This window comes from Marinobacter vulgaris (assembly GCF_003344045.1).
Classification (GTDB): Bacteria; Pseudomonadota; Gammaproteobacteria; order Pseudomonadales; family Oleiphilaceae; genus Marinobacter; species Marinobacter vulgaris.
In genome coordinates this window covers 203,482-224,020 of the sequence record NZ_QFWX01000003.1, presented here as the reverse complement: position 1 = coordinate 224,020, position 20,539 = coordinate 203,482, and the positions used below count along the sequence as shown (strand labels likewise).

Below are 20,539 nucleotides of genomic sequence, written 5' to 3'. Positions count from 1 at the left end.
GAGATCAGTGACGAATGCCCTTGCCGCGCGCCAGCATGCGCAGGGAAACAGCAGACAGAATGGTGATGAACACCACAATCATAGCAAGGGCAATGTAGGGATTGACATCCGACACCCCCAGAATGCCATAGCGGAAGGCATTCACCATGTAGAGAATGGGGTTGATCATCGACACTCCCTGCCAGAAACCGGGCAGCATATCGATGGAATAGAACACCCCGCCCAGATACGTCAGTGGTGTCAGAATAAATGTCGGCACAATGGAAATGTCATCGAACTTGGTGGCCAGCATGGCATTGATGAAACCACCCAGTGAGAACAGGGCCGAGGTAAGGAATACCGTCAGGATCACCATGGGCAGATGATGAATCGACAGGTCGGTGAAGCCCAGCGATAACAGCGTCACGATCAGGCCAATCCCCAGCCCCCGGGACATGCCGCCGGTGACATAGCCGGCCAGAATGATCCAGTTGGGTACCGGTGACACCAGCAGCTCCTCAATGCTGCGCTGGAACTTCATGGAGAAAAACGACGACACCACGTTGGAATAGGAGCTGGTAATCACCGCCATCATGATCAATCCCGGAACGATGAACGACATATAGTCAAAGCCGTCCATCACGCCGATACGGGAGCCGATAAGATTGCCGAAAATGATGAAGTACAGGGTCATGGTGACCGCCGGCGGCAACAGGGTTTGTGGCCATATCCGGGTGAAACGGCGGATCTCGCGGGTGACGATGGTCTTGTAGGCAGTCAGCATCGCATCTGTTCTCATGCCGCGTCTCCCCTGCTGGCGGCACTGGTGTTGTTGTCCTCCACCATGCGAATGAACAGCTCTTCCAGGCGGTTGGCTTTGGTACGCATGCTGACCACGCGGATGCCCAGCTTTTCCAGCTGAATGAACATGCCATTGAGGCTCTGGCCCTTTTGCACATCCACCACCATGGCACCCTCGTCATCCAGATGGCTGAAGAAGCCATCAAGTACCGGCGCTTTGTCGAGCGGCTCGGCGGTATCCAGTACAAAGGTTTCCGAACTCAGCTGCTGCAGCAGCTCCCGCTTGCTGGTGTTCCGCAAAATACGGCCATGATCAATAATTGCAATATTCCGACACAGGGCTTCGGCCTCTTCCAGGTAGTGCGTTGTGAGAATGATGGTGGTGCCCCGGCGGTTCATTTCTTCCAGGAACGTCCACATGGAGCGCCGCAGCTCGATATCCACCCCCGCAGTGGGCTCATCCAGAATCAGCAGTTTCGGCTCATGCACCAGCGCCCGGGCAATCATCAGACGCCGCTTCATGCCGCCGGACAACATCATCGCCGGGGTATTGCGCTTGTCCCAGAGCCCCAGCTGACGCAGATACTTCTCGGCAGACTCCGATGCTTTCTTCAGCGGAATGCCGTAGTAGCCAGCCTGGGTGGTGACGATGTCAAACACCTTCTCGAACTGGTTGAAGTTGAATTCCTGGGGCACGACACCCAGGTTCAGCTTGGCGTCCGAAAGATGGGTATCGATGTCGGACCCGAAAACACGCACCTTGCCTGCACTCTTGTTCACCAGGGAACAGACAATACCAAGCGTGGTGGACTTGCCGGCACCGTTGGGCCCGAGCAGCGCGAAAAAGTCGCCCTCGGCCACATGAAGATCAATACCCTTCAGGGCTTCAAAGCCGTCGCCATAGGTCTTGACGAGACCTTCAATTTCCAGTGCGTTGGTCATAAGGAATCCAGAGGAATAAAAACAGGTAGCTATAGGTTGTGGCAGGAAAAGAGGAATTCAAGTAGGCAGCGCGCCGTCGGCAAATCGGGAAGAGAATCAGGAGGAAAATCCGGGCTGCTGATCAACGATAGCCCGGCATCGCTTTTTTGATCATCCGTATCACCGGTGCACTCAGGCGCCAACGATACGGGCCAGGCTCCAGCGGGATTCAGCCCCGGTCACATCGTAATGTTCCGGATGCAGTCCCTCAGTGCCGTGGGGCAGGCACTCGGCGATGGAAAGGGCGTCGTGGGCGCCGCGGCTTTCGTTGTATTTGGCCAAGTCCACAATCCGGGCAGATTTGAGCGGCTGATGGTCCCGATCAGTCATCACCATCACCTTCGGCCACAGGCGACGCTCCGGTGTGTGGGAAACCACGATGCCCCGCTGACCATCCGTCAACTCAACCAGACTGCCCGTCGGATAGATCCCAATGGCCTGAATAAACTGCTCCACCAGGTCTTCCTGAAACTCGATATTGCGCATGTCATACAGCAGATTCACGGCGCGAGCGGGCGTCATCGGCTCTTCGCCATCACGGGGACCAATCAGGGTCTCAAAGTACTCCGCCAGCCCGGCAACCTTGGCCAGCAGTGGAATCCGGTCGCCCCGAACGCCTTCCGGAAACCCTGAACCGTTATGGCGCTCCCGATGTCCCTGGACAACGCTGACAACTGCCCGGGATACCCCGGTGTCCGCCAACCTGGCCACGCCTTTCTCAACATAATTGCGATAGGTCGTGAAATCTTCCGCGTCCAGCTTGCCTTCATTGCGCAGAATATGGTCCGGGAGGTCCAGTTTGCCAATCTGCGACAGCAGACATCCCAACCCCAGGTGGTTCAGAAGGCCTTCATTCAGGCCAAGCTGACGCCCACAAACCAGAGCCCATATGGCGGTGTTCAGTGAATGACGATAAGTGTAGTTGTCATGGTGCCGTGTTCGGCTGAGCCACAGCAGCGCATCCGGGTTACGGGCGGCACTGGCGACCATCCTGCGGGTCACGGTGGCCACCTCCTGCAAATCCGGGACGGCCCCCTCTTTTACAGCCTCAAACACATGATGAAGAGAAGCCTCGGCATCCATCATTACCTTTCTGGACACCTTGAGCTCTTTCTTCATGGTGGTGACATTTTCGTAGCGGACCGGCTCCCTGATGCTCAGTGGCGGTAGCTGTATCGCTTCCCGATGGCTCCCTGGGCGCCGGGGTCTGTCCGCGAACTGGCGATTACTCGCTCTGTTCTGCTCGATACCCTCGCGGATTTCCGCAACATCAATGATCACCCATTTGCAGTGGGAAACCAGTGAACGGATGTCATCCTGGGAGCGGATGTGGAAACCCTGGATCGGGAAAGGGGTCTGGTGCCACGGGCGATCCAGATCCGACACGAACATGCCGATTTCAAGATCGTGGACAGCTATTTTCTTTTGTTGGACTCCCACGGAACACCCCTACATGTGTACGGATCGATAGTCACCATTGTGACCACCCCGGCGAAAGAATCCATTACAATTTTGTAGTGCAAAGTAACCCGAATGCGACAGAGAGTGACGAAAACTTTCAGCAGGAAACAAAGTGTAGCAATGTGACAGCGCTCACACTTGAGCGCCTGTGAGAGGCGGGTTGTGAACTGCGGGCTACGCGTCTGCGAACTGCAAACCGAATCCATCGATGGTCTTGCGCACCACAACCATATCCAGCACCGGGGCGGGTACCGGCAGACCCTGAACCTGGACCTGGACCCTGTCGCCGATCGATGGCACAAACGGCTCTGTGTCCACCACCACGAATACACCGCCGTCGGAGATGTCTCTGGTCGAAAACACGAAGTCACCCAGTTCATCATGAGTCACGCGGACCTTGGCACTCATCGCCGTGCGGTTGTGTATTCTGCGATCATTCCCACCCATAGTCTGTGCGCCCGCCACTTTTTGCATAGTTTTTATAGTCTTCCGAAGCATAGCACCATTTTTCGAAGAAGTTGGCAACGGCGTATTGACATAACACTGAACAGTAATGAGACTGGTTTTCGTTTTTAAACATTGCTGAATCTCAATACAGTTCAGCCCGATTCAGCACACTATCGCTTACCGGAACAAACCAAGGAAGCCACAATATGCGTCTGAAACTAGCCGTTACCGCCCTCGCTGCAGCATGCGCCCTGCCAATCCAGGCCAGCGCCGCTGAGGGAGAGGTCAACATCTATTCCTACCGCCAGGCCTATCTGCTGGAACCTCTTCTGAATGCGTTTAAAGAGGAAACTGGCATTGAGACCAACGTGGTTTTTGCCAAGAAAGGCCTGGCAGAGCGCCTGGAACGCGAAGGTCGCAACAGCCCGGCTGACCTGGTGATGACGGTGGACATCTCCCGCCTCAGCGAGCTGGTTGAGCGGAACCTGGTGCAAAGCGTCGACAACGAGACTCTTGAGGAAAACATCCCGGAAAATCTGCGCCACCCGGACGGAAAGTGGTTTGCGCTGACCACCCGTGGCCGCCTGATCTTTGCTTCCAAAGAGCGGGTTGAAGAAGGCGAGATCACCTCCTACGAAGACCTGGCCGATGACAAGTGGGAAGATCGCATCTGCACCCGTAGCGGCAAGCACCCCTACAACATCGCCCTGTTCTCCTCAATGATTGCCCATCACGGTGAAGAAGCAACCGAAGAGTGGCTGGAAGGCCTGAAGGATAACCTGGCGCGCAGGCCCCAGGGCGGCGACCGCGACCAGATCAAGGCCATCCATGCTGGCGAATGTGACATCGCCATTGGCAACAGCTACTACTATGGCAACATGCTGAACGATGAGAACCAGCGTGAACAGGCAGAGGCGGTGCGGCTGGTATTCCCCAATGCCGACGGCCGTGGTACCCACATCAACATCAGCGGCGTTGCACTAACCAACAGCGCTCCCAACCGGGAAAATGCCATTCGCCTGATGGAATTTCTGTCCCAACCCGAAGCCCAGAAAATTTACGCCGAGGCGAATACCGAATACCCCGCCAATCCCGACGTCAAACCCTCTGGCATCGTGGCCGAGTGGGGAGACATCAATCCCGACGATCTCTCCCTGCAGGAAATTGCAGATAACCGCGATGCAGCAGTGCGCATGGTGGACCGCGTCGATTACGACAACTGATTCAGGCGCTTCACCCAAAAAAGCCGGGACGATGGTCCCGGCTTTTTTGTACAATCCCGGCCCTGAGCTTTTCATGAACCCCAAGGGACCCTATGACCGAGGCTATTACCGCAGACCAGACCGGAGCTGACCAACCCCTGCTGGCCAAGCGGACCTCGAAGCGCTGGCTGATAACCGCGGCTCTTACCACGGCCATTGTGGTTCTGCCGGTTCTTTCAGTGATCATCCTCGCCCTGTTCCCCGAAGAAAACATCTGGCCTCACCTGCTGGACACCACCCTTCCCCGCTACCTGACCACGACCCTCAAACTGATGGTCGGCGTTGCCCTGATCACGTTGACCATTGGTCTGGCCACTGCCTGGGCGGTCACCATGTGCGAATTCCCCGGGCGCAGGTTTTTCGAATGGGCCATGCTGCTGCCCTTTGCGGTACCGGCCTATGTGATCGCCTATGTTTACACCAGCCTGCTGGATTACGCCGGGCCGGTTCAGACCACCCTGCGGGAGTGGTTCGGCTGGCGTAATGCCACTGACTACTGGTTCCCGGAGATCCGCAGCCTGGAGGGCGCTACGCTGATGATCGGCCTGGTGCTTTACCCCTACGTCTATCTCCTGGCGCGGGCTGCCTTTCTCGAGCAGTCGCCTTCATTATTTGCCGTCAGCCGCAGCCTGGGTCACTCGGCACTGAGCACTTTTTTCCGGGTGGTGCTGCCCATAGCACGCCCCGCGGTCGCCGTAGGCCTTTCACTGGTACTGATGGAAACACTCAACGATTTCGGCACCGTCGATTTCTTTGCCGTCCAGACGCTCACCGCAGGCTTGTTCGACACCTGGATGAACCTCGGCAACCTGGGCGGTGCGGCGCAGATTGCCACCACCATGCTCACCTTTGTGGTCATCCTGGTCACCCTTGAACGATACTCTCGACGCAAACAGCAGCAGTTTGCAGCACGGGACAACCGCGAGCCCATTCGCCGCTTCACCATGTCATTTCCACGCCAGCTGATCTGCGTGGCCGTCTGCGCGTTGCCCGTCATTTTTGGCTTTCTGTTGCCAGCCATCACCCTTGGCCAGTACGCCTGGGAGTACTTTGACGAAAGCTGGAACACAGACTTCATCCGTAACACCCTTAACAGCCTGTTCCTGTCCGGCACCGCTGCCCTGACAACGCTGATTATCGGGGTAACACTGGCCTACAGCCGCCGCCTTCACAATACCCGTGGCATGCAGATCATGATGCGGCTTTCCAGCCTGGGCTATGCCATGCCCGGGGCCGTGCTTGCCGTAGGCGTGATTGTGCCCCTGGCGGCGTTCGACAATCGGGTGGACAGCATTATGAGGGACACTTTCGGGGTCAGCAGCGGGTTGCTGCTCAGTGGTTCGGCCTTCGCACTGATCTTTGCCTATACCGTGCGGTTCCTGGCGGTATCGGCGGGCAGCGTGGAAAGCGCCCTGCAGAAAATCACCCCGAGCATGGACATGGCGTCCAGGTCACTGGGGCATACCCCCGGGCAAACGCTGGTGAAGGTGCATCTCCCCATGTTGAGGGGCACCCTGATTACCGCTGCTCTGGTGGTGTTCGTGGACGTGATGAAGGAGCTGCCGGCCACGCTGATTCTGCGGCCGTTCAACTTTGAGACGCTCGCCACCTACGTGTACCAGTTTGCCTCAGACGAACAGCTGGCACGGAGTGCGCTGCCGGCACTGATTATCGTGCTGGCCGGCATCATACCGATTATTCTGATGAGCAAATCCATTTCCGGCACGCGATCCATCAGCTGATTCCCATGAGCTAGATAACCGGTCTGGAATGGGCACCCTGCACCACAAAGCGGCCCTGGAACACGGCTACCGGTTCGCTGACCGGCTCCGTTGAAGGCTCACCACAATAGACTTCCGCAATCAGCGACAGGCGGCCTTTGCCGTGGCGGGCCAGGCTCTTGCGAAATCGGTCGGGAATCTCACCACCGGGGAGACGGCACAGGGCATAGAAGTCACTGTCGACGGGTTCGATATGCTCGATTTCACCCACCTGTATCACCACCTTGCCGGACAAACCGAGATCAGACAAAACCAGCTCGACCAGACCCCAGGCTGAAATCACCGCGACCGAATAAACGCTGCCTCCAAAACCGGTCCCCTGATGATTATGGTTGGGCTCCAGGGGAGCACTGATCAGTAGTGCATGGCCATCGTAGGAAAGCAGTTTCACACCCAACGCTTCCGAGAGCGGTATCATGCTTTGAATGCGTTTCTGAAACCGGGCTAACTGAGTCATATTCCCTCCTGAACGTGACTTCAGTTTAGGCCCGTTTTCACCCTTTCCCTATGCGACTTACGTCGGTTTACTGCCAGATGACAGGCTGACGTTTGGCGTACCAGCTTTCGATCTGTTCCTGGTAGGCATCCTCGACCACGTTACGCTTCAGCTTCAGAGTCGGGGTCAGGAAGCTGTTCTCGATGGACCATTCGTCGCTAACCACGATAATGAACGCCAGCTGCTCATGGGGATCCACCGTCTTGTTCACATCAGTGATCAACTGCTTGAAGCTCTCCTCGATTTCCCGCCGGTAAGCCTCGTCCGCGAGCTTCGGGCGAATTTCTTCAGCCAGCATGACCAGCGCGTGGGGCTGGGTCTGGTTGGCGCCCGAGACGCACACCATCTCGATGGCTTCATGGGACATCAGCCGGTTCTCGATAGGCGCCGGCGCAATGTACTTGCCCTTGCTGGTTTTGAAGATTTCCTTGATCCTACCGGTTATCTTCAGCCGGCCCTGCTCGTCGACTTCGCCTTTGTCCCCGGTTTTCAGGAAGCCATCGTCGGTAAAGGTTTCGCGGGTTTTCTCTTCATCCTTGTAGTACCCCATCATCGTCGCCGGGCTCTTCACAAGAATCTCGCCCTCGTCACTGATCTTCACTTCCACGCCGGGCAGTGCTTCGCCCACATAACCGGTACGCGACCGGCCGGGCTTGTTCATATGGGAATAGGCAAAGTTCTCTGACATACCGTAGCCTTCCAGCAACTCCAGGCCCAGGTTGCGGTACCAGTCCAGTACATCGTGGGACAGCGGCGCGGAGCCGCTGCCGGCCAGCTTGACCTTGTCCAGCCCCAGGCCCTTCAGTACCTTCTTCTTGATCACCCGGTTCAGCAGGGGGATCCTCAGCAGTTTATCAAGCTTCTCTTTCGGCAACTTCTGCAGCACACCATGCTGGAACTTAACCCACAGGCGGGGCACCGAGAGGAACAGCGTGGGCTGGGCCCGTTGCAGGTCCTGTACAAAGGTATCCAGGGATTCGGCAAAATATAACTGGAACCCTGCATACAAAGATGCCAGTTCCACAAAAGTGCGCTCGAATACGTGGGCCAGCGGCAAATAGGAGAGCATGCGCTCCCCGGAACCGACTTTCAGCACTTCCATGCCGCCTTCCGCAGCAAAGGCCATGTTACCGAAACTCAGCATCACGCCTTTCGGGCGGCCGGTGCTGCCTGAGGTATAGACAATGGTGGCCAGCTCGTCCGCATCCCGCCGGATATTCCCCTCCAGCGGCGGAAACTGGCCAATAATGTCATCCCAGGTTTCAAAGTCGTTGGGTGGACTCAGCGGATAGGACACGCACCGAACATTCTCCGGAACCCCGGATTTCATCATGTCCCAATCATCCAGTTTACCAACAAACAGAACCTCGCATTCGCTGTGGCTCAGGATGTAGTTCACCGTATCCGCGTTCAGGGTGGGATACAGTGGCACGGAAATATGGCCGGCCATCCAGATGGCCCAGTCCGACATGATCCAATGGGCACAATTCTTGGAAATGATCCCCACACGGCTCTTCTCGGGCAGGTTCAGGGACTTCAGATAGGACGCCATACGGCGGGCTTCATCCACTGCCCTTTTCCAGGTGTACTCGACGACCTTGCCGTTACCGACGGGCTGGGTCATGTAAAGGGTGTCCGCCTTGGCAGTTTCCCAGTGATAGAGCATATCCAGGGGGAGTTTGTTGGTGGTGTCCATGGGCCTTCCTTGCAGTGCGTCTTGGGGTTATCGAGGTTGTTTTTGTAAGGGGTTTTACGTATTCGACTTAAGTAGCCTATTTGAACACATCCTTGGCCGTCAAAACGTGATGCGAATAAAACTATCCCCACCTCCATTCTAGTAGCCGCTTCTCCCCTGTGAAATTGATTAATAAGGTAGCTTCCGCTACCCCGCAAGCCAATAGCCTGTGGTAAACTCTCGCCCCGTTATTAAACGGGCGTTCGGCACTCAGACGGCACGATTGCACCCAGGCCGCGCCACACATATTGAACTGACTCGGGAGACCGGCTTATGGCCAATCGAATTCTGCGCACGCTGTTGGGTACTGCCCTGCTGGCAATGGCCGCTATTGCCCAGGGTGATGACCAGCGCGTTGTCGCCATCACCCAGATCGTGGAGCATCCGGCACTGGATGCGGTATACCAGGGAGTCAGGGACGAGCTGCAAGAGCGCGGATACACGGATGGCGATAACCTGCGCATCATGCACGAGAGTGCCCAGGGCAACTCCGCCATCGCCTCGCAGATCGCCCGTAAGTTTGTCGGGGAAGGCCCCGACGTGATTGTCGCCATTGCCACACCATCGGCCCAGACCATGGCCGCGGCAGCCCGTAACACGCCGGTAGTGTTCTCGGCAGTGACCGACCCAGTGGGTGCCAAACTGGTTAAAAGCCTGAAGGCGCCCGGTGCCAACATTACCGGCGTCACCGACATGCTGCCCATTGAAAGCCATCTCGACCTGCTTGAGCGCGTGGTTCCGGATGCCAAACGCATTGGTACTGTCTACAACCCCGGCGAGGCCAATGCTGTCGCCTTGGTGGAGCTGATTGAAGAACGCCTGGAAGCCCGCGGCATGGAACTGGTTAAAGCTGCCGCTACCAAAACCTCTGAAGTGCTTGGTGCCGCGCGCTCCCTGGTAGGCAAGGCAGACGCCATCTACCTGACCACCGACAACACTGTTATCAGCGCGGTAGAGGCGGTGATCTCGGTCGGCGAACGTGCCGGCATTCCGGTATTCGCCGCTGACACCGCCACCGTCAGCCGCGGCGCCGTTGCCGCTCTCGGTTTCGACTACTATGACCACGGCCGTCAGACCGGTGCCATGGTGGCCCGTATCCTGGAAGGCGCAAACCCGGGTGACATGGATGTGGAGTCCGTCGACACCCTGGAACTGTTCGTGAACCCCGCTGCAGCAGAGCGTATGGGCATTACCCTATCCGACGACCTGATCGGCGATGCGGAAGAAGTCGTAAACAGCGACCAATAACACACTGTTCACGGGCAGCCTCACAAGGGCTGCCCGTTTTCATTTACGGTGAACCTGCCCCATGCTTAGCAATATTGCCTTTTACGGCGCCATAGAAACCGGCCTGATCTACGGCCTCGTTGCCTTCGGTATCTACATTTCCTTCCGCGTACTCGATTTCCCGGACCTTACGGTAGACGGCAGTTTTCCCCTGGGCGCCGCCGTTGCCGCCGTGCTGATTATCGAGGGCGTAAACCCCTGGCTGGCCACCGGCGCCGCCGTGATCGCCGGTATGGGCGCCGGTGCCGTAACGGCCCTGCTTAACGTCAAGCTCAATATCCTCAATCTGCTGGCCTCCATCCTCACCATGATTGCGCTCTACTCGGTGAACCTGCGGATCATGGGCCGCCCCAACATTGCATTGTTGACCGAAGAAACCGTACTCACACCCTGGTACAACCTGGATCTGGAATTTCATCAGGTGCCGGTGGTGCTGTTTACCCTGGTGGTGCTGGTGGGTCTGGTACTGCTGTGGCGTTTCATGAAATCCGAAACCGGCCTGGCCATGCGTGCCACCGGTGCCAATCCGAGAATGGCCCGGGCACAGGGCATCGCCACCGGGGCCATGATCGTTCTGGGTGTCGCCCTGTCCAATGGCCTGGTGGGCCTGGCAGGGGCCCTGTTCGCCCAGAGCCAGGGGGCGGCAGACGTCACCATGGGTGTGGGCGTGATCGTGATTGGCCTGGCCTCGCTGATTGGCGGGGAAGCCGTGCTGACCCCTTCCTCGGTGGTACGCGCCCTGATCGCCTGTGTGATTGGCGCCATTATCTACCGGCTGGCCATTGCCCTGGCACTGAACGCGGACTTCCTGGGCCTGCAGGCGCAGGATCTGAACCTGATCACCGCGGTGCTGGTCACACTGGCCATTGTGTTGCCCGGTGTTCGCACGTCCGTTATCGCGCGGCTGACCCGCAAAAAAGCCTGAAGGGGGACACATGATTACAGCAACCGATCTGACACTGACCTTCGGCAAGGGTACGCCCCTGGAAAACCCGGCCCTGCGCGGCATGAGCCTGACCGTGAATCAGGGCGAGTTCGTCACTGTTATCGGCAGTAACGGTGCCGGTAAGTCCACCTTCCTCAACGCCCTCGCCGGCGAGGTGATGGTAGACAGCGGCAAGATTATCGTGGATAACCAGGACGTCACCAAACTGCCCACCTACAAGCGGGCAGGCAGTGTGGCTCGGGTTTTCCAGGATCCGCTGGCAGGTACCTGCGAAGGCCTGACCATCGAGGAAAACCTGGCACTGGCCATAAAACGCGGCCAACGCCGCGGGCTAAGCGCCGCGGTCAAGGGCCGCTACCTGGAGCAGTTCAAATCCAGCCTGGCTTCTCTCAACCTGGGCCTGGAGAATCGCCTTGGAGACAAGATGGGCCTGCTCTCCGGTGGGCAGCGCCAGGCCGTGAGCCTGCTGATGGCCAGCCTGACACCCTCCGCCATTCTGCTGCTGGACGAACACACCGCCGCACTGGATCCGAAAACAGCCTCGTTCGTGCTGGCGCTGACTACCCAGATCATTGAGCAACAGAAACTCACGGCACTGATGGTCACCCACAGCATGAAGCAGGCGCTGGAAGTCGGCGACCGCACGGTCATGCTGCATCAGGGCCAGGTGGTGTTCGACATTGCCGGCAAGGACCGTGAAGGCCTCGAAGTGAAGGATCTTCTGGAACTGTTCGAGAAGCAGCGGGGGCTGGAGATTACCGACGACAGCCTGCTGCTGGGTTAAGGCCCCACCGGCGGGGGAATGACGAATATTTCCCCGCCGAACATTTTTCCGGGCTCGCTCCTGCACAGTTTTTAACCACTACATCTAGTGGTTTCTGGCGAACCCGCTCAAGCCGGCGTTTCCAGAGCAATTTCCTGTTTTCAAGCATTCCTTCATTGAATTTCTTGCGCTTTCAGCCGCTATCTATAGTCGTCTTCTTATTCACAGACCACTATATCCTGTTATACTCATCAACTATTCACCCATATATGGGGTTTTCTTGCCCGCTCACCACTACGCGGAGCACAGGATACGACCCGTTAAACAGAGGGTGAACCTCTTTCCTTTAAACCTGCCACCAGGCCCTTCCCGGGCTTTGCGGCGGGAAAGAAAAACACCAGATCTAGTGTTTGACCAGATCTGAAGCACGACAGCCTGCCGGGCTGACACAGTTTGAAGAAACATCGGGGTATGGCCGGGTGCGGTTCGCAGCGGTCATCGAAAGATACAACGGACATTCGAGGGCAGTAATGAACGCAAAAGCACAGGCCGTGATAACAACCATTCCAATGCAGGAAGCTTCGCTGGACATCTGGAACAGCAAGTACCAGCTGAAAACCAAGACCGGTGAGCCGGTCGACAAGGACATCGAGGCAACCTATACCCGCGTTGCCACTGCCCTCTCGGAAGTGGAAAACAAGGCCGACCGCGCCAAGCACATGAAAGAGTTCGCGTGGGCCCTGCGCCACGGCGCTATCCCGGCTGGCCGCATCACCTCAAACGCCGGCGCGGAAGCCCACAAACCGGCCACCTCCACCATTAACTGCACCGTGTCCGGCTCCGTCCAGGATTCCATGAACGACATTCTGGAGAAAAACCACGAGGCCGGCCTCACGCTCAAGGCAGGCTGCGGCATCGGCTACGAGTTCTCTACCCTGCGCCCAAAAGGCGCCTACGTAGCCGGTGCTGGCGCCACCACCTCCGGACCGCTGTCGTTCATGGATATCTTCGACCGCATGTGTTTCACCGTGTCTTCTGCCGGTGGCCGCCGTGGAGCCCAGATGGCCACCTTTGACGTGCACCACCCGGACGTGATCGACTTTATCCAGGCCAAGCGCGAAGACGGCCGCCTGCGCCAGTTCAACCTGTCACTGCTGATCACCGAAGACTTCATCGAAGCCGTGCGCAACAACGACGACTGGCACCTGTCTTTCCCCGTGACCCAGAAAGAAGCCGCCGACGAAGGTCTGGACCTGAACGACAGTAGCCAGTTTGTCTACCGCGACTTCCCGATACAGAAAGGCTACGTGGTCAACGACGAAGGCAAGGTGGCGTGCAAGATTTACCGCACCCTGAAAGCCCAGTTCATCTGGGACACCATCATGACCAGCACCTACGACTACGCCGAGCCGGGTTTCATCCTGATCGACAAGGTCAACCAGATGAACAACAACTGGTTCTGCGAAGACATCCGCGCCACTAACCCCTGTGGCGAGCAGCCCCTGCCCCCGTATGGCAGCTGCCTGCTGGGCTCCGTGAACTTGACCATGTTCGTGGACTACCCGTTCACCGACAAGGCCAGCTTCAACTACGAGAAGTACCGCAAGGTAGTGGCCATCTTCACGCGCATGCTGGACAACGTGGTGGAAATCAACGGTCTGCCGCTGGAAGAACAGCGCCACGAAATCACCTACAAGCGCCGCCACGGCATGGGCATCCTCGGCCTGGGTTCCACCCTTGCCATGTTACGCATGCCTTACGGTTCCTCCGAATCCGTGCAGTTCACCGAAGACGTTGTGCGTGAAATGGCGGTGGAAGGCTGGCGCCAGTCCCTGGCCCTGGCCGAAGAGAAAGGCCCGGCGCCGATCATGGACGACGAGTTTGAAGTAACGCCGAAGATGCTGACCAAGTGCCCGCAGCTGTCCGAGGATGGCTACAAGCTGGGCGACAAGCTCAAGGGTCGCGTACTGCACGCCAGGTACAGCCGTTACATGCAGCAGATTGCCGGCGTGGAGCCTGAGCTGGTGGAAAAGCTGGCTGAGAAAGGTGGGCGCTTTACCCACCACACCTCCATCGCACCCACCGGCACCATCAGCCTGTCACTGGCCAACAACGCCAGTAATGGCATCGAGCCGAGCTTCTCGCACCACTACGCGCGCAACATCATCCGCGAAGGTCGTAAGACCAAGGAAAAAGTCGACGTATTCTCCTTCGAGCTGCTGGCCTACCGCCACCTGGTCAATCCCGGTGCCATGCCCTTCTCCGAAGAAGAAGACAAGCGCCTGCCCCACTACTTCACCACCTCCGAAGATGTGACACCGGCGCAGCACGTGGACATCCAGGCCGCTGCGCAGTTGTGGGTGGACTCCTCCATTTCCAAGACTGCCAACGTCCCCCAGGACTTTGCGTACCCGGACTTCAAAGACATCTACATGTACGCCTACGACAAGGGTCTGAAAGGTTGCACCACCTTCCGCTTCAACCCGGAAGCTTTCCAGGGCGTACTGGTCCAGGAAAAGGATCTGGAAAATACCCTCTACGAGTTCACCCTGGACGATGGCAGCAAAGTAACCCTCAAGGGCAACGAGGAAGTTGAGTACGACGGCGAAATCCACAACGCCGCCAATCTCTTCGATGCGCTCAAAGAAGGCACTTACGGTAAGTATTGATCTGCGATAACCGACACAGGACAGGACATCATGACAGTTAAAATCAGCAACAAAATCGTCGGCTACCGCGTCAAGAAAGCCGACCCGGAAGCGAATGCACAACCGGCAGCCGCGCCGACGGAAATCAAGCCCGTTCAGATGAACGAATACATTGAGCGGCCGGACTTCCTGCTGGGCACGACCTATAAAATCAAGCCGCCAATCGCCGAGCACGCGATGTACATCACCATCAATGACATACTGCTCAACGAAGGCACCGACCACGAAAGCCGGCAGCCCTACGAAGTGTTCATCAATTCCAAGTCGATGGAACACTTCCAGTGGGTCATCGCCCTAACCCGCGTTATCTCTGCGGTATTCCGCAAGGGTGGCGATGTGACCTTCCTGGTGGAAGAGCTGCGCAGCGTGTACGACCCCAACGGCGGTTACTTCAAGAAAGGCGGCGTATTCATGCCCTCCCTGGTGGCTGAAATCGGCGCCGTGATCGAGAAGCACCTGAAGGCCATCGGCCTGATGGAAAGCGAGGAAATGAGCGAAACCACCAAGCGCATCCTCGCCGAAAAACGCGCCGAGTTCGAAGCCAGCCACAGCACGGCCACCAATGACGACAAAGCCAGCGACTTCCCACCCAACGCCACCATGTGTGGCAAGTGCAACACCAAGGCGGTGATCGTGATGGACGGGTGTGCGACCTGCCTGTCTTGTGGCGATAGTAAGTGCGGTTGAGGTGATTGACTGCGATGAGTGACGACAAGGCCTGGAGCGAGAACTTCGGGCCTTTTTGTTTTCGGAGGGGTTAAAAAGGCGGGGCTATGCGACAAGTGTTCGAATCACTGGTATAGAGCTATTTTTCAAAAAGGTCTCTCTAAGGAATTGGCGTTGAAATGAAACAAGCCGTTCTAATGACACTGTTCCTGTTGTTTGCGGGCTGCGCCTCCACAGAAGTGACGGAAAACGACATCGGATTCGCGGAATCGCCCAACCTTGATGCGTTTGTCGGTTGTTACAGAAATTGCAGCAACCCATCGGACGGCTCAGCGCCCGCGTGTTTGACCTCCATCCTTTGGCCGGACGCGTTTCCTTCAGAAACGAGGCCAGAGGCGGTCAACATTCAGAAAGGTGATGGCAACAGTTTAATCGCTTCTGCGATCTCGAATGGTGTCGTGCTCAAACAATCCCGATTCCAGGAAGGAGAAGATTTCGAGTTTGAGGCCGGCCTGCTTGAGCTGAAGCGAGAATACATCGCCTCCGGCGCCCGCGAGCCTGGCAATCCCTTCATTGGTGTGGTGACCAGTAAGACAACCCTGGGACTGGATGCCTCTGGCCAGGGCCGCATCACCCAATCGACTGCCTTCGCCGGGACTGGCTTTTTGATAATTCCCGTGGCCGGAAAAACTTCGAACACACAAAAGATTGAACGGGCACCAAGAGATCTGTGCGAGTAAAAAACCGGGACAGATCTGTTTTTTGTGACCGATGTGGATCTGGTGACTTTCGAGGGAGATTAATAAGTACTGTCACCTGCCAGCACCCGGGCACCTATACTGGATAACAAACCACCAGAGAAACACCATGGAAAACCATTCAACAAGCCTGAGCATGACCGTCCTGATGACGCCGGACAAAGCCAATTTCTCCGGCAATGTGCACGGCGGCACCCTGCTGAAGTACCTGGACGAGGTCGCCTATGCCTGCGCCAGCCGTTACGCGGGGACATATGTCGTTACCCTGTCCGTCGACCAGGTGATGTTCCTGCAACCCATCCATGTGGGCGAGCTGGTCACCTTTCTGGCCAGTGTGAACTTCACCGGCCGCACCTCAATGGAGATCGGCATTAAAGTAGTCACCGAGAACATTCGCGACAAGTTGGTTCGCCATAGCAACAGCTGCTTTTTTACCATGGTGGCGGTTGATGACAACGGCAAAGCCGTCGCCGTGCCGCAGCTGGTTCCACGTACCGATGATCAGATCCGGCGATTTGCCAACGGAAAGGAACGCCGGGCAATTCGTGCCGAACTCGAGGAACGCTACAGGGCGCTACATAAAAAATGAGACCGGCGCCCGAGACGCGAACCAGCCTCTCAAAACCGGGACAGACTTATTGTGTGCACACGGTTTTTTTACCTTAAGCTTACCATCTCAAAAATACCTATCAAACAAGAGCTATCAAATACCCATGACGAGAAAGACATTAGGTTTAACCCGGAAGCCAATTAAAGACGCCAAACCAGGGGCTGAGGAAGCCGAAGCTATGGTTGAGGTTGAAGGTGAGGCTGATCCACAAAAACGTTTTCTAAACGGTGTGGTTATCAATCCAGCGCCGGGGATTCGCCTGGAGTCAGGTTCAGAAAAACTCACGGTGCGCGCGATGGATTTGATCACGCCGATTGGAATGGGGCAGCGTGGTTTGATAGTTGCACCGCCGGGGTCTGGAAAATCGACGATTTTAAAAGATATTTGCCAGGCGGTGGGAAAGGCTTATCCCGACATTAAACTTTACGCGTTATTGATTGATGAGCGGCCTGAAGAGGTCACTGATTTCAGGCGTAGCGTTCCGGCTGAGGTACACGCTTCTTCTTCGGATGAAAGCTATGCTCATCACGCTCGCGTTGCCGATGAGCTTCTTGATATCGCCCGCCAACAGGCTGGCGAGGGTCACAACGTCATGATTGTGATTGATTCTCTCACCAGGCTTGCGCGTGTGCACAATGCGGAGCGAAAGAGCAGCGGTCGTACTATGTCTGGCGGGGTTGATGCTCGCGCGATGGAAATCCCGCGGAGGTTGTTTGGCTCTGCTCGAAACCTTGAGAATGGCGGCTCGCTTACCATTCTGGCAACTGTTCTGGTTGATACCGGCAGCCGTATGGACCAGGTTATATTTGAGGAATTCAAGGGCACGGGGAACATGGAGCTGGTTTTATCAAGAGACGTTGCGAATCAGCGAATATTCCCCGCGCTGGACATTTCGAAAAGCAGTACACGCCGTGAGGAGCTGTTATTGGATCCGAAAGATTTAGACAAAATAAGAGCGTTGCGCCGGGCGCTTGGCGGCCTCAAACCGCTAGAGGGCACAAAAAAGCTGGTTGAGCTGCTTGAAAAATACCCCACAAATGCCGAGCTTCTGAAAAACATCCCCGGCACGCCCATCGATTGAATCCCTGCTGCGGGGTCACACCCGCGCCGGCCCTGAAACTGGAAAACCCGAAAAAGCGGGACTGATTTACTTCGTGATGACCGTCCGCAAGCAAAATCCAACAATGAGGAGAGGCAGAACGTGAGCTATCCCCTGACCGACGACACTGACAAAGCGTTTCTCCAGCAAGCCATTCAACTGGCCATAGAATCGGTCGACGAAGGCGGAGCCCCTTTTGGCGCTTTGGTTGTTCACAATGGCAATGTTATTGCCAGGGCTGGTAACCGGGCAAAGCTGGATTGCGACCCTACCGCCCACGCTGAGGTAGCGGCAATACGCATGGCAGGCAGGATGCTGAGGAGCGCGCATATGCCGGAAGCTACCCTGTACGCAAGCTGCGAGCCCTGCCCGATGTGTCTGGCTGCCACTCACTGGGCTCGTATTCCCCGAACTGTGTTTGCCGCGCCTCAAGAAACGGCAAATCGTGCCGGCTTCGCCGACGGCAATATCGCAGAGCAACTTTACGGTCAGACTCACGCCGTCAGGCCCGAACAATTGGGATTGACCCAGATCGAACTCGAGAACTCGGCGGCGCCTTTTCAGGCCTGGCTAAAAAAGCATGATCTGCCGCCGTACTGATCGCAAAAGGCTCTAGACATCCTTGAGGAGGCCACGACTAGCTTCTTTGAAAAAGCAATCTATTTAGCTTCTGCTACCTTTAACGGTGAAAAATCAACAAATATTTATACTAGCAAAACCGAGGATTGCTTATGGCTCTTATAATTGCTGGTCGTTTAGAGGACCAAGACAAAGCTGAGGAGCTCACTCAAGCGCTCCAGCACGCAGGGATTTCAAAAAAGAAGGTGTCGGTCTTTTTTGTCAATCCTGAAGGACAGCACCACAATCTGCCTTTCGGCGGCGATGAGAATCATTCTCCCGGCGCGTCAGAAGCAGGCAAAGGCGCGTGGATCGGCGCCGGCGCGGGTGCGGCGGCGGGAGCTGCCATCGGATCCACCGGCGGGACGGTCGGTTCCTTTATCGGCGCTGGGGTCGGCGCGTATGCCGGATCGTTAACCGGGGCCGTTACCAAAACAGACGATAAGCCAGAATACGACGCAGATACCGCCAAAGAACAGGGGCCGGTGACTGACCGAAAATCGGGGCTACACGTCGCCGCAGAGCTCAGTCGTGAGCAAAAGGATAAGGTAGCGGAGCTGATTCGCGATCACGGAGGCGAGGACGTCGAGGAAGCAGACGGCAAAATTGAGGACAGTCACTGGCTTGACTTCGATCCTACAAAACCCATCAGACTCGTATCCTGAGAGCCAGAGGCCTTTAACTTCCAGCGGTCTGCGATAACGGTTTGGGTACTTTTCTTGGTGGCAGAAATCTTGTGCTGGAGTTGTAATCACTATGACGGAATCCAAACAGGTTATCGGCCTTGCGCCAGACCACCTTACTCACATCGAAGACCATCTTGACCGCCGCTATATCCAGCCGGGTAAATTGCCCGGCACGCTGACTCTGGTGGCCCGGCGTGGAGAAATTGCCTATCTGAAAGCTCAGGGGCTGATGGATGTGGAGCGCAACAAGCCGGTCTGCCGGGATACGGTTTTCCGCATTTATTCCATGACCAAGCCGATTACGTCTGTCGCCATGATGCAGCTCTATGAGCAGGGGCGGTTTTTGCTGGATGATCCCGTACACAAGTATATTCCGGACTGGAAAAACCTGCGGGTCTACAAAAGCGGTGTCTACCCCAATTTCCTGACCACACCTGCAGCCAGCACCATGACCATTCGCGACCTGTTTACCCATATGTCAGGCCTGACCTACGGGTTCATGAACCGCACCAACGTTGACGCCGCCTACCGGGAGCTGAAACTGGATGGCAGCCGGGATATGACACTGGAGGCGTTCGTCGGTCACCTGGCAGAACTGCCGCTGGAGTTCTCACCGGGTACCGCCTGGAACTATTCGGTCAGCACGGATGTGCTGGGGTATCTGGTGCAGTTGCTGGCTGATAAGCCATTTGATGAGTACCTGCGCGAGCACATCTTTGAACCATTGGCCATGCCCGACACCGGCTTCCATGTTCGTGACGATCAGCTTGAGCGTTTCGCCGCCTGCTATCAGTACGATCCTGTCGATCAGTTCAAGCTGCAGGACGATCCGCAGACATCCCCTTTCCGGGACAGAGCGAGGTTAACATCCGGCGGCGGCGGGCTGGTTTCCACCATTGACGATTATTTCCACTTTGCCCAGGCACTCTGTCAGGGCGGCGAGTTTGGCGGGCGGCGGATCATTGGCCGAAAGACTCTGGAATTCATGCGTCGCAATCATCTGCCCGGCAATCAGGACCTGCCTGGCCTCTCTGTCGGCGCGTTCAGCGAAACACCCTATGCCGGAAGTGGCTTCGGTCTGGGCTTTTCGATAAAGACTGACGTCGCCAAATCCCAGATCAACGGATCGGTCGGCGAGTATGGTTGGGGTGGCCTGGCGAGTACCAACTTTTTTATTGATCCTGTGGAGGAGATGGTGGTGATCTTCATGACGCAACTGATCCCCTCATCGACCTACCCGGTCCGTCAGGAATTGCGGGCTATTGTTCATGGGGCGTTGATTTAGAGATTCCCAATGCGATGAGCGAGTGGGAGCTTTCTGGTTCATACAACCATGACGTTCAGAACAAGGTTCTGGATGGCTGTGTCTGCTGAAGATAAGGGCTATGCTTCAACTGATGAAGTTTCAATCAGGTTTATCTAGAGCCTCGTTGGGCCTCGAGTAGACAAGCATTG

General features: G+C 56.7%; 19 protein-coding genes. 13 read left to right on the top strand and 6 right to left on the bottom strand.

The annotated features are described in order from the left end of the window. Positions 1 to 4: 4 nt before the first annotated feature. From DIT71_RS07245 to DIT71_RS07230, 4 genes are all read right to left on the bottom strand, one after another. The gene (locus DIT71_RS07245; RefSeq protein ID WP_114612542.1) at positions 5 to 778 is read right to left on the bottom strand and encodes an ABC transporter permease; all 774 of its coding nucleotides are present in this window, start codon (positions 776 to 778) and stop codon (positions 5 to 7) included. Beyond that, entirely contained in the window at positions 775 to 1,722 is a 948-nt protein-coding gene (locus DIT71_RS07240) for an ABC transporter ATP-binding protein (protein WP_114612541.1), read from the bottom strand. The genes DIT71_RS07245 and DIT71_RS07240 overlap by 4 nt, the downstream gene beginning before the upstream one ends. Positions 1,723 to 1,893: 171 nt before the next feature. After that, positions 1,894 to 3,201 carry an HD-GYP domain-containing protein gene (locus DIT71_RS07235; protein ID WP_114612540.1) on the bottom strand — a complete coding sequence of 436 codons (1,308 nt, stop codon included), beginning with the start codon at positions 3,199 to 3,201 and terminating at the stop codon, positions 1,894 to 1,896. Positions 3,202 to 3,396: 195 nt separating this feature from the next. After that, entirely contained in the window at positions 3,397 to 3,669 is a 273-nt protein-coding gene (locus DIT71_RS07230) for a PilZ domain-containing protein (RefSeq protein WP_114612539.1), read from the bottom strand. A 206-nt stretch (positions 3,670 to 3,875) separates the two neighbouring features. Between DIT71_RS07230 and DIT71_RS07225 the strand changes: the two genes are divergently transcribed. Continuing rightward, positions 3,876 to 4,892, top strand: a complete 1,017-nt coding sequence (locus DIT71_RS07225) for a Fe(3+) ABC transporter substrate-binding protein (RefSeq protein ID WP_114612538.1) — start codon at positions 3,876 to 3,878, stop codon at positions 4,890 to 4,892. 92 nt (positions 4,893 to 4,984) lie between these two features. Continuing rightward, positions 4,985 to 6,673: an ABC transporter permease gene (locus DIT71_RS07220; protein WP_114612537.1), complete on the top strand. Its 1,689-nt coding sequence runs from the start codon at positions 4,985 to 4,987 to the stop codon at positions 6,671 to 6,673. Positions 6,674 to 6,683: 10 nt separating this feature from the next. Here DIT71_RS07220 and DIT71_RS07215 read toward each other — a convergent pair whose 3' ends face one another. Then, positions 6,684 to 7,169 carry a thioesterase domain-containing protein gene (locus tag DIT71_RS07215; protein ID WP_114612536.1) on the bottom strand — a complete coding sequence of 162 codons (486 nt, stop codon included), beginning with the start codon at positions 7,167 to 7,169 and terminating at the stop codon, positions 6,684 to 6,686. 67 nt (positions 7,170 to 7,236) lie between these two features. Then, positions 7,237 to 8,904 carry an AMP-binding protein gene (locus tag DIT71_RS07210; protein WP_114612535.1) on the bottom strand — a complete coding sequence of 556 codons (1,668 nt, stop codon included), beginning with the start codon at positions 8,902 to 8,904 and terminating at the stop codon, positions 7,237 to 7,239. A 312-nt stretch (positions 8,905 to 9,216) separates the two neighbouring features. Between DIT71_RS07210 and DIT71_RS07205 the strand changes: the two genes are divergently transcribed. From DIT71_RS07205 to DIT71_RS07155, 11 genes are all read left to right on the top strand, one after another. Further along, complete coding sequence (locus DIT71_RS07205; RefSeq protein ID WP_114612534.1) at positions 9,217 to 10,191, top strand: ABC transporter substrate-binding protein; 975 nt, start codon at positions 9,217 to 9,219, stop codon at positions 10,189 to 10,191. A 61-nt stretch (positions 10,192 to 10,252) separates the two neighbouring features. Beyond that, a complete protein-coding gene (locus DIT71_RS07200; RefSeq protein ID WP_114612533.1) occupies positions 10,253 to 11,155 on the top strand; it encodes an ABC transporter permease in 903 nt (300 codons plus the stop codon). Between the two features lie 10 nt (positions 11,156 to 11,165). Continuing rightward, positions 11,166 to 11,960, top strand: a complete 795-nt coding sequence (locus DIT71_RS07195; RefSeq protein WP_114612532.1) for an ABC transporter ATP-binding protein — start codon at positions 11,166 to 11,168, stop codon at positions 11,958 to 11,960. 509 nt (positions 11,961 to 12,469) lie between these two features. Further along, positions 12,470 to 14,608 (top strand): adenosylcobalamin-dependent ribonucleoside-diphosphate reductase, encoded by a 2,139-nt coding sequence (locus DIT71_RS07190; RefSeq protein WP_114612531.1) that lies wholly within the window; start codon positions 12,470 to 12,472, stop codon positions 14,606 to 14,608. A gap of 30 nt (positions 14,609 to 14,638) precedes the next feature. After that, positions 14,639 to 15,334 carry a TSCPD domain-containing protein gene (locus DIT71_RS07185; RefSeq protein ID WP_114612530.1) on the top strand — a complete coding sequence of 232 codons (696 nt, stop codon included), beginning with the start codon at positions 14,639 to 14,641 and terminating at the stop codon, positions 15,332 to 15,334. 158 nt (positions 15,335 to 15,492) lie between these two features. After that, the gene (locus tag DIT71_RS07180; protein ID WP_144114485.1) at positions 15,493 to 16,053 is read left to right on the top strand and encodes a hypothetical protein; all 561 of its coding nucleotides are present in this window, start codon (positions 15,493 to 15,495) and stop codon (positions 16,051 to 16,053) included. A 127-nt stretch (positions 16,054 to 16,180) separates the two neighbouring features. Further along, complete coding sequence (locus tag DIT71_RS07175) at positions 16,181 to 16,660, top strand: acyl-CoA thioesterase (protein ID WP_114612528.1); 480 nt, start codon at positions 16,181 to 16,183, stop codon at positions 16,658 to 16,660. Between the two features lie 124 nt (positions 16,661 to 16,784). Beyond that, complete coding sequence (rho, locus tag DIT71_RS07170; protein WP_114612527.1) at positions 16,785 to 17,762, top strand: transcription termination factor Rho; 978 nt, start codon at positions 16,785 to 16,787, stop codon at positions 17,760 to 17,762. Between the two features lie 120 nt (positions 17,763 to 17,882). Continuing rightward, on the top strand, positions 17,883 to 18,380 hold the full coding sequence (locus DIT71_RS07165) for a nucleoside deaminase (protein ID WP_199490969.1): 498 nt from the start codon (positions 17,883 to 17,885) through the stop codon (positions 18,378 to 18,380). Positions 18,381 to 18,511: 131 nt separating this feature from the next. Next, positions 18,512 to 19,063 (top strand): glycine zipper domain-containing protein, encoded by a 552-nt coding sequence (locus DIT71_RS07160; protein WP_114612526.1) that lies wholly within the window; start codon positions 18,512 to 18,514, stop codon positions 19,061 to 19,063. Between the two features lie 91 nt (positions 19,064 to 19,154). After that, entirely contained in the window at positions 19,155 to 20,369 is a 1,215-nt protein-coding gene (locus tag DIT71_RS07155) for a serine hydrolase domain-containing protein (RefSeq protein ID WP_114612525.1), read from the top strand. The last annotated feature ends 170 nt before the right edge of the window (positions 20,370 to 20,539 follow it).